The organism is Micromonospora sp. SD19 (genome assembly GCF_054462275.1).
On sequence record NZ_JBTLMN010000007.1, the window covers coordinates 331,716 to 341,659 of the forward strand.

The following is a 9,944-nucleotide window of genomic DNA, read 5'->3' on the forward strand; positions in this document are numbered from 1 at the left end:
AGGACCAGGTAGGTCACGCTCGTCCGGAACAAGGGGGGTGGCGTGCCGAAGATCCAGGCCGCGACCGTCGCCGAGCACCGGGCATCCCAACGCGCGGCGCTGCTCGACGCGGCCCGCACCCTGCTGTCGGAACACCCGGAGCAGATCCCCGGCCTGGCCGAGGTCGCCCAGCACGCCGGCCTGGCCCGCTCCAGCGTCTATTCGTACTTCAAGTCCCGCGCCGACATGTTCGACGCCCTCGTCACCGACACGTTCCCCCGCTGGTCGGCCTATGTCGAGAAGCGCATGGAGGCGGCCGGCACACCCGGGCAGAAGATCCAGGCGTACGTGGATTCCAACCTGCAACTGGTTGCCCGAGGCGACCACGCGCTGGCCCGCGCGCTCGCGTCAGCCGGCAGCAGCGAGGCACTCGCCAGCTCCAGCCGACTCATGCACGACCGCCTGGAAGCCCCGCTGCGCGCCGCGCTCACCGACCACGGCTCCTCGGACCCGGTCCGGGTGGCCGAACTGGTGCAGTCGATCGTCTACGCGCTGAGCCGGATGATCGAGGGAGGGCTCGCGCTGGACACGGCGACCAGCCTCGCCCGCGAACTCCTCAGCCCGTACCTCGACCGCGACCGCCCCTGAGGCTCCGGCCCGCCGGTCAGGTCAGCTCCGCGAGGCAGGTCCACTGGGACGCCACCGGGCGGTAGCCGAGCCGGGCGTTGATCGCCAGCATCGGTGCGTTCGCCTCGTCGTTCGAGGTGTACGCGGCACGTACGCCGTTGGCGGCGGCCCGGTGCAGCGCCGCCGTCTTGGCCAGTCGGGCCAGCCCGCGCCCCCGGTACGCCGGGATGCTGCCGGTGTAGTCCGACCACATCCGGTCCCCGTCCCGCTTCACCAGACTGAACGCGACGATCTCACCGTCGACCTCGGCGGCGACGCTGGCCGTCTTGTCCAGGCCGAGGTTGTCCCAGACGTCGTACTGCCAGCTCTGGTAGCTCTTGCTGTCGACCGGCAGGTCGCCCGGCTCGTCGACGGCCGAGGCCACGTCCGCCGCGTACAGCAGGTGCGGGTCCACCTCGGCGATCGGGTGCAGCCGTACGCCCGGCGGTGGCGCGGGCAGCGCGGGCACCTGGTCCAGATCGAGCGCCGAGTAGCGCACCTCGCGGCTGGGCTCGTAGCCGTGCCGGCGGGCGAACGGCAGCGCCTCCGGTTGTGCGGTGGCACGCACCCGGCGGATTCCCAGCGGGCGGAGGTAGGCGGTCGCGGCTGTCAGCAGCCCGCCGCCGATGCCGCGTCGCCGATGTTCCGGGTGTACGTGCAGCAGGTTGATGCCGCCGGCGTTCGCCATCGACGTCGTACCGATGCGTTCGGCGGACACCCAGCCGACCACCTGGTCGTCGACCTCGGCCACGAAGGCGGTCCAGGCCTCCTCGGGCGGCGGTTCGGCGATCATCTTGCGGGTCGACTCGACCCCGCGCACCAGGTACGGGTAGACCGTCGCCCGTAGCGCCACCACGCCCGGCGCGTCGTCGGGCCGCGCCACCCGGATCCGCATGTCAGGCCCCCGTCCGGACGGCGGCGACGGCCTCGACCTCGACGAGCTGGTCGGTGTAGCCGAGCACCGCCACCCCGAGCAGGGTGCTGGGCGGATCGTGGTCGCCGAAGAAGTCCCGCACCACCTCCCAGACGGTGACCAGGTCCTTCTGCTGCGACGACGCCACGTAGACGGTGGTCTTCACGACGTCGGTCAGCCGCGCGCCGGCCGCGTCGAGAGCGGTCGTCAGGTTCGTCATCACCTGCCGGGCCTGCGCCGCGTGATCGCCCGGCGCGACAGTGCGCCCCTCGGCGTCCAGCGGGCACGCCCCGGCGGTGAACACCAGTCGGGCGGGTGCGTCGACGGTGGCCGCGTAGGCGTACTCGGCGACGTCGGAGAGAGCGGGGACGTGCAACAGCGCGAGAGGTTGCGGCATGCCGCGAGGCTAACCACGATCGCCGACCCGGGCGACGCAATAACGACGCGACCCACCTCCGCCGGAGGCGACAACGTCACGGAAACAGTGGCCTCGGCGCGTCCTGAGGGGACTGTTTCCGTGAAGTTGCGCGGATTTGCCGCGCGTCCGCCGGCCCGGGGCGGCCGCGCGGGGGGCGGGGTCAGGCGGAGGCGCGGCGGATCAGCTCGGTGGGGAGCATGACCGCCGGCTCGATGGTCTCCCCGGCGGCGAGCCGGAGCAGTTGGCGGGTCATCCGGCGGCCGAGTTCCACGATCGGCTGCCGGACGGTGGTCAGCGGCGGCTCGGTGTACGCGGCGGTCTCGATGTCGTCGAAGCCGACCACCGCCACGTCCTCGGGCACCCGCCGACCGGCCTCGCGCAGCGTCCGCAGGGCGGCGTGCGCCATCAGGTCGGAGGCGGCGAAGACGCCGTCCAGGTCGGGATGCTCGGTGAGCAGGCGCCGCATCGCCGCCGAACCGGACTCCCGCGTGAAGTCACCGATGGCGACCAACTCGGGCAGCCCCGCGTCGGCGACAGTGCTGCGGTAGCCACTGAGCCGTTCGATCCCGGCGACCATGTCCTGTGGGCCGGCGATGGTCGCGATCCGTCGGCGACCGCTGTCGATCATGTATCGGACGGCTGCTGTCACCCCGGCCACGTGGTCGACGTCGACGTACGGGACGGGCACGTCGCCGAGGGGCCGGCCGCTGACCACCACCGGGATGCCGAGCCGGGCCAGTGTGCCGGGCAACGGGTCGGCACCGTGCAGCGACGCGAAGAGCACACCGTCGACGTGCCGGCCGGTGGTGTACCGCTCGACCCGTTGGTGCCCCGCCGGCGAGCCGGCGAGCATCAGCACCAGTTGCTTGTCGGCCGCCTCCAGCTCCTGACTGACGCCCCTGATGATGCCGGGGAAGACCTGGTCGTCGGAGAAGACCCGGGTGGCGGCCTCCGGCATGACCAGGGCGACCGAGTCGGTGCGTTGGGTGACCAGGCTGCGGGCGGCCAGGTTGGGGACGTACCCCAACTCGGCGACCGCCCGGGTGACCGCCTCGCGGATCGGCTCGGCGACGGTGGTGGAGCCGTTGACCACCCGCGAGACGGTGGCGCGGGACACCCCGGCCCGCGCCGCCACCGCCTCGAGCGTCGGCCGCTGCGCCGTCGTCATCGCGCCTTCCCCCCGCTCGTCACAGCCCGTTCCGGGAGATCACCTCCTGGTACCACCGGGCGCTGGCCTTCGGTGTGCGCCGCTGGGTCAGGTAGTCGACGTGCACGATCCCGAACCGCTTGCGGTAACCCTCCGCCCACTCGAAGTTGTCCAGGAATGACCATACGAGATAACCGCGCAGGTCCACGCCCCGGGAGATCGCCTCGTGCGCCGCGCGCAGGTGCCCGTCGAGGTAGGCGATGCGATCGGCGTCGATCACCTGCGCCGGGCCGTCGGGCGAGTCGGTGCCGGGTTTGTCGGGGAACGCCGCACCGTTCTCGGTGATCAGCAGCGGCACCCCGGGGTAGTCGGCGGCGAGCCGCTCCAGCAGCCGGGTGAGACCCGCCGGCTCGATCATCCAACCCATGTCGGTGAGCGGGCCGGCCGGTGGCAGGAAGTGCACAGCGCCCTCGGTGCCCGGGTACGCGTCGTTGCCGGCCCCGTCGGGCCGCCCGGCCACGTAACCCGGGGCGTAGTAGTTGATGCCGAGCAGGTCGATCGGGGCGGCGATCAGCTTCTCGTCACCGTCGCGGATGAACGTCGGCTCGACGATCCGGGCCACGTGCTCGCGGACGTCGTCCGGGTAACCGCCGGCCAGCAGCGGGTCCAGGAAGATCCGGTTGTGCAGGCCGTCCACCAGGCGGACCGCCGCGGCGTCGGCAGCGCTCTGCGGGTCCGCCGGGCGCACGTCGGCCGGGTTGACGGTGATGCCCACGCTGCGCGCGCCGGCCGCCCGCAACGCCCGCGCCGCCAGGCCGTGCCCGAGCAGCAGATGGTGTACGGCGGTGAAGGCCGCCGCCGCGTTCCGCTCACCCGGAGCGTGCACGCCGTTGCCGTAACCGAGGTAGGCCGAGCACCACGGCTCGTTGAGCGTGGTCCACACGTCGATCCGGTCACCGAGGCGGGCGTACACCGCCGTGGCGTAGGTGGCGAAGTGCTCGGCGGTGTCCCGGTTGGTCCAGCCACCCCGGTCCTCGAGGGCCTGCGGCAGGTCCCAGTGGTAGAGGGTGACGATCGGGTCGATTCCCCGATCGAGCAGCGTGTCGGTGAGCCGGTCGTAGAAGTCCAGCCCACGGGGGTTGGCGGGGCCGGTGCCGTCGGGCTGGATCCGGGGCCAGGCGACCGAGAACCGGTACGCCCGCAGGCCCAGCTCGGCCATCAGCGCCACATCGTCGGCGTACCGGTGGTAGTGGTCGCAGGCGACGTCGCCGGTGTGGCCCTGGTACACCTTGCCCGGCGTACGGCTGAAGGTGTCCCAGATGGACGGACCGCGGCCGTCGTCGCGGGCGGCGCCCTCGATCTGGTACGCGGCGGTGGCCGTCCCCCAGAGGAAGTTCTCCGGGAACCGGATTTCGTTGCCGTGCCTGTTGGGTTGCTCGCTGTGCTCGCTCACGCCTTGACCGCACCTTCCATGATCCCGCCGATGATCTGCCGGCCGAACAACACGAAGACCAGCAGCAGGGGCAGCGTCGCGATGGCAGTTCCGGTGAACACCTGCGACATGTCCTGGTAGTACCCGTCCGACAGGGCTCGTAGGGACAGTTGCACTGTCGGATTCGCCGGATCGTTCAGCACAGCGTACGGCCACAGGAAGTCGTTCCAGGTGGTCATGAACGTGAGCAGGCCGAGCACGGCGGCGGCCGGACGCAACGCGGGAACCACCACGTGCCACCAGATCCGGGCGGTGCCGCAGCCGTCCATCCGGGCGGCCTCGATCAGTTCGTCGCTGATGGCCTGGCCGGCGTACTGCCGCATCATGAACACCCCGAACCCGGTGACCAGCACCGGCACGATGACGGCCGGCAGCCGGTCGTTCCACTGCAGCTTGCTCATCAGCAGGTAGAGCGGGATCAGGCCGAGCTGGGTCGGCACCATCATGGTCGCGATGATCACCAGCAGCAGGGCGTTGCGGCCCCGGAACCGCAGCTTGGCGAAGGCGAACCCGGCCAGGCTGGAGAAGAACACCACGGAGACGGTCACCGTGCTGGCGACGATCACCGAGTTGATCAGACCGGTCGCGAAGTACGCGTCGGTGTTGTCGAACAGTCGGGCGATGTTCGCGCCCAGGTTGCCGCCGGGGGTGATCGGGGGTGGCAGCTGGCCCATCGCGTCGTTGGAACGGCTGGCGACGACGAGCATCCACCAGATCGGAAAGATCGACAGGCCGGCCGCGACGACCAGGGCCAGGTAGGTGAGCGGGCTGGCCCGCCAGAGCCGGCTCATCGGGCCGCTCCCTTTCGTCCGTCGGGCCCCGACCGGCCGCCGATCCGGCGCAGGATCAGCACGTTGACCAGCGCCACGATCGCGATGAGCGCGAAGAGCAACCAGGCCACTGCCGAGCCGTACCCGAAGTTGTAGTGCGGGGCGAAGGCGTTCTCGAACATGTACATGGTCAGGGTCTGCGACTCCCGCAGCGGTCCGCCGCGGATCGGGTTGGTGCCGGAGTGGAACATCCGGGGCTCGGTGAAGAGCTGCAGGCCGCCGATGGTGGCGATGATGGTGCAGAAGATGATCGTGGGCTTGAGCAGTGGCACGGTGACCGACCAGAACTGTCGGACCCGGCTGGCGCCGTCGATCGCCGCGGCCTCGTACAGGTCGCGGGGGATGGCCTGCATCGCGGCCAGCAGAATCAGCGCGTTGTAGCCGGTCCACCGCCAGTCGACCATGGCGGAGATGGCCACCCAGGAGGCGAACCGGTTGGACTTCCACTCGATCGCGTCCAGCCCCACCAGGTCGAGCAGCCAGTTGACCATCCCGAACTCGCGGCCGAAGAGGACCCCGAACACGATCGCCACCGCGGCCGTGGAGGTCACGTTGGGGACGAGCACCGCCATCCGCCAGCCGGTGCGGGCCCGCAGGCCGCGGTTGAGCAGGTTGGCCAGCCAGAGCGCGGCGAGCAACTGCGGGACGGTCGAGATGACGAAGATTCCGAGCGTGTTGACCAGCGCGTGCCAGAAGTCCGGGTCGGCCAGCAGCCGGGTGTAGTTCTCCGCCCCGATGAAGGGGTGGTCGGCACCGAGCAGGTCCCAGTCGTGCAGCGAGACCCAGAAGGTGTACGCCAGCGGGTAGGCCCCGAAGATCGCGAAGATCAGGAAGAACGGGGCGATGTAGAGGTACGGCGAGAACCGGGTGTCGAGTCGGCTGAGCCGACCCGAGGAGCGGCGGGGGGTGCCGGCCGCCGGTGCGACCGGTGGGCGGGCGTCGAGCTGGACTGTCATGCCCGGAAACTCCTTTCCGCCGTGCGGGCGGGACTCCGGTCGCCGAAGCCCGCCCGCACGCTGGTTGGGCTACTTGGCGGCGGCCTTCTTCGCGTTGGTCACCGCGTCGGTCCAGCCCTGCGCCGGGCTGCGCTGGCCCAACTCCACGGTCCGTACGGCGTTCTCCACCTCGGTCCGGACGGCCTGGTTCTTCGGGCCCATGTAGACCGGCTTCAGGCTCTTCGCGCCGCTGCCGAAGATGGTGCCGACGGGCGCGTCGGAGAAGTACGCGTTCTTCGCGCCGGTGATCGCCGGGTCGTCGAGCGCCTGCGGCGAGGACGGCAGCGGACCCTTGGCCTTGAACGCGCCGATCTGACCCTTGGCGCTGGTGAGGAACTTGGCCAGCTCGATCGCCTCGGCCTGGTGCTTGCTCTGCTTCGGCACGGCGAGGTGCGACCCACCCCAGTTGCCACCGTTGCCGGGCACCTGGGCGATGTCCCACTTGCCCTGGGCGCCGGTGCCGGCGTTGGCCTCGATGACGCCGGTCATCCAGGCGGGGCAGGCGATCGTGGCGAACTTCGACTGCTTGAACGCGGAGACCCACTCCTCGGACCACGATCCGTACTTTCCGGAGAGGCCCGAGTCGATGATGTCCATCGTGGTGTCCCAGGCCTGCCGTACCGACGGGTTGCTGTCGACGACCAGCTTGTCGCTGGTGTCGTAGTAGCTGTAACCGGTCGTGTTTCCAGCGGTCTGCAACAGGATGGTGTTGAAGGTGTTGGTGGCCGCGTCGAGGAAGGACGCCCCGGTCTTGGCCGCGACGAACTTCTCGCCGGTGGCGATGTAGTCCGGCCAGGTGGGCCAGAGCTTGGAGACCGCGTCCCGCTCGGTGGGCAGGCCGGCCTTCTCGAAGAGGTCCTTGCGGTAGCACATGGCGATGCCGCCGACGTCGGTGCCGAGGCCGATGAGCTGCTTGCCGTCGGCGGTCAGGCCGGCGTTCCACTTCCACTCGAGGAAGTTGCCCTTGAGGTCGGCGGCGCCGTGATCCAGCAGGTTGACGAAGTTGCCGGGGTTGGCCTTGTACTCGACCAGCAGACCCTCCTCGATGGCCACCACGTCACCGGCGCCCCGGCCGGCGGCGAGCCACTGGGTCAGCTTCGGCGAGTACTCGTCGAGGTTGGTGCCGGTGCCCCGCTCGACGATCTTCACGTTGGGGTTCGCGGCCATGTACTCCTGGTAGAGCTGCTCGTAGCCGAACTGGCCGAAGACGTCGACGGTCAAGGTGATCGGCCCGTCGCCCTGCTCGTCGCCGCCGCCGCAGCCAGCGGTGACGAGCAGGGCGGTGGTGGCGGCGAGGGCCACCGCGGCGAGGCGGCGGCGCGGGAAGACAGCCATGGGTTTCGACCTCTCTCAGGGCGGGCGAGTGGTGGCAGATGAATTCAGAGAGCGCTCTCACGACACTGTGGTAGGTCGCTGACCCGCTGTCAAGAGAGCGCTCTCACGAGGTCGCGAGGTCGGCCCCACACGCCGACGAGGGCGCCACCCCGGATGGGGTGACGCCCTCGTTCGTGACCGGTCGGTCAGCCGGTGCGCAGACCGTCCAACAGGGTGCGGTCGCCGACGACATCAAGCGTCTCGAAACTCACCCGCCCCCACAACGCCAGCAGCAGATCGCTCGCGGTGCCGCTGACCTGGGCACGAGCGTGGTGATCGTCGTGGTCGAAGATGGTCGCGGTGTCGAGCAGCGCCACCCCCTCGCCGCGCAGCCGCAGATACCACTCCTGGGCCGCGTCCGTCGCGCAGAGCTGCACCACCCCGTGCCAGTCACCCGGCACCTGCCGCCGGCCCGCCGGGAGCCAGGTGTCCAGCACCTCGCTCACCCCGTCGGCGGCGAGCTTCGCCTCCACCGGGTCACCGGCCGCGATGGCGAGCTGCGCGTCCCAGCGGTGCACAGCCGTCTCGTGCGCCATCCGACGCGGCCAGAAACCGGCCTTCTTCGGCTGGGGCGCCCAGTTCCACGCCGGTGCCTCCGGGTCGAGCCCGTCGAAGAGGGTCATCACCCGGTCGTAACCCTGCTGCCACAACTGGAGCGCGTCCACGCCCGGGTCGGCCTCGAGCTTCTCCCGCCGAGGCGGCTGGCTGGTCTGGCCGGTGCCGGCGAACGACGAAACCCACTGGTAGATGCCGGCCATGTGCAGGGTCAGGTCGTTCACCGTCCAGCCCGGACAGGACAGCACCGGTGTCTCCGGCGGCGCCTCGGCCACCGCTGCGGCGAAAGCCGGACCCTCCGTCCGGAGCGCTCCGATCCAGAAATCCTTGCTGCCCTGCAGTCTGCTCATCGCCATCCTCCCGGGGGTGCCGGGCGACCAGTGGGTGCCACGGCTAATTGTCAGCCTAAGGTGAAGGGCGTGCCAGACGCCTCCGCCCAGCCGACAACCGACGCCGATCGTGCCATCCCCGGTCCACTCGCCGGCTACACCACCCTGCGAACGGGTGGACCGGCCGCGCGGATCGTGGCCGCCGGCAGCGCCGACGAGATTGTCCGCGCGGTGCGGACCGCGGCAGAGCCGGTCCTGATCCTCGCCGGCGGCAGCAACGTGGTGATCGGCGACGCCGGCTTCCCCGGCACCGTCGTCCTGGTGCGCTCCCGTGGCGTGCGGGTCATCGCCGAGGACGCCACCTCGGTCACCGTACGGGTCGACGCCGGCGAGCCGTGGGACGACCTGGTGGCCACCACTGTCGCCAACGGCTGGTCCGGTCTGGAGTGCCTCTCCGGCATCCCCGGCTCGACCGGCGCCACCCCGATCCAGAACGTCGGCGCGTACGGCCAGGAGGTCGCCGAGACGATCACCGGCGTCGAGGTGTACGACCGGATCCAGGGCACCCGCCAGGTCATCCCCGCCGCCGACTGCGGCTTCGCCTACCGGGGCAGCATCTTCAAGTACGTGGACCGCTGGGTGGTGCTCTCGGTCGACTTCCGGCTCACCAGGTCCCCACTGTCCGGGCCGGTGCGCTACGCGGAACTGGCCAGAGCGCTCGGCGTCGAGGTGGGCGACCAGGTGCCGCTGGCGGACGCCCGAGCCACGGTGCTGCGGCTGCGCGCGGGCAAGGGGATGGTGCTCGACGCCAACGACCCGGACACCCGCTCGGTCGGCTCCTTCTTCACCAACCCGGTGCTCGACCGGGCGACGTACGACCAACTGGTGGAACGCGCCACCGAGCTGGGCGACCCGCCCGCCTGGCCCGGCGCGGACGGCCTGGTGAAGGTGAGCGCCGCCTGGCTGATCGACAAGGCCGGCTTCGCCAAGGGCCACCCGGGCGAGGGTGGAGTGGCCATCTCCAGCAAGCACACCCTGGCGCTGACCAATCGCAGCGGCACCGCCCACACCAGCGACCTGCTCGCCCTCGCGGCCACCATCCGCGACCAGGTGCACGCCCGCTTCGGCGTGACCCTGCACCCCGAACCCGTCCTCATCAACTGCACCCTCTGACCCGGGCCGAGGAAGAGCTGACCAAGGCCCTGAAGCTGGTACGCGGCGGCCACGACCGGGCAGGCGAGGCGCA

The 9,944-nt window shown here is 70.8% G+C and carries 10 protein-coding genes; 2 read left to right on the forward strand and 8 right to left on the reverse strand.

Annotated elements, in window-relative coordinates:
• The first annotated feature begins 42 nt into the window (after positions 1 to 42).
• Positions 43 to 627: a TetR/AcrR family transcriptional regulator gene (locus ACX27O_RS23590; protein WP_030327741.1), complete on the forward strand. Its 585-nt coding sequence runs from the start codon at positions 43 to 45 to the stop codon at positions 625 to 627.
• Between the two features lie 16 nt (positions 628 to 643).
• Here ACX27O_RS23590 and ACX27O_RS23595 read toward each other — a convergent pair whose 3' ends face one another.
• The 8 genes from ACX27O_RS23595 to ACX27O_RS23630 form a co-directional block, all read right to left on the reverse strand.
• On the reverse strand, positions 644 to 1,540 hold the full coding sequence (locus tag ACX27O_RS23595; RefSeq protein ID WP_458940071.1) for a GNAT family N-acetyltransferase: 897 nt from the start codon (positions 1,538 to 1,540) through the stop codon (positions 644 to 646).
• 1 nt (position 1,541) lies between these two features.
• Entirely contained in the window at positions 1,542 to 1,955 is a 414-nt protein-coding gene (locus tag ACX27O_RS23600; RefSeq protein WP_030327739.1) for a RidA family protein, read from the reverse strand.
• Positions 1,956 to 2,136: 181 nt separating this feature from the next.
• Positions 2,137 to 3,144: a LacI family DNA-binding transcriptional regulator gene (locus tag ACX27O_RS23605; protein ID WP_377631652.1), complete on the reverse strand. Its 1,008-nt coding sequence runs from the start codon at positions 3,142 to 3,144 to the stop codon at positions 2,137 to 2,139.
• 19 nt (positions 3,145 to 3,163) lie between these two features.
• The gene (locus tag ACX27O_RS23610; RefSeq protein WP_357635811.1) at positions 3,164 to 4,576 is read right to left on the reverse strand and encodes a GH1 family beta-glucosidase; all 1,413 of its coding nucleotides are present in this window, start codon (positions 4,574 to 4,576) and stop codon (positions 3,164 to 3,166) included.
• The gene (locus ACX27O_RS23615; RefSeq protein WP_030327736.1) at positions 4,573 to 5,406 is read right to left on the reverse strand and encodes a carbohydrate ABC transporter permease; all 834 of its coding nucleotides are present in this window, start codon (positions 5,404 to 5,406) and stop codon (positions 4,573 to 4,575) included. The genes ACX27O_RS23610 and ACX27O_RS23615 overlap by 4 nt, the downstream gene beginning before the upstream one ends.
• Complete coding sequence (locus ACX27O_RS23620) at positions 5,403 to 6,401, reverse strand: carbohydrate ABC transporter permease (protein WP_030327735.1); 999 nt, start codon at positions 6,399 to 6,401, stop codon at positions 5,403 to 5,405. The genes ACX27O_RS23615 and ACX27O_RS23620 overlap by 4 nt, the downstream gene beginning before the upstream one ends.
• 69 nt (positions 6,402 to 6,470) lie before the next feature.
• On the reverse strand, positions 6,471 to 7,775 hold the full coding sequence (locus ACX27O_RS23625) for an ABC transporter substrate-binding protein (protein WP_030327734.1): 1,305 nt from the start codon (positions 7,773 to 7,775) through the stop codon (positions 6,471 to 6,473).
• Positions 7,776 to 7,960: 185 nt separating this feature from the next.
• Complete coding sequence (locus ACX27O_RS23630) at positions 7,961 to 8,719, reverse strand: maleylpyruvate isomerase family mycothiol-dependent enzyme (protein ID WP_285796882.1); 759 nt, start codon at positions 8,717 to 8,719, stop codon at positions 7,961 to 7,963.
• Positions 8,720 to 8,833: 114 nt separating this feature from the next.
• Here ACX27O_RS23630 and ACX27O_RS23635 point away from each other — a divergent pair, with 114 nt between their 5' ends.
• Positions 8,834 to 9,871, forward strand: a complete 1,038-nt coding sequence (locus tag ACX27O_RS23635; protein ID WP_245233501.1) for a UDP-N-acetylmuramate dehydrogenase — start codon at positions 8,834 to 8,836, stop codon at positions 9,869 to 9,871.
• Positions 9,872 to 9,944: the final 73 nt, after the last annotated feature.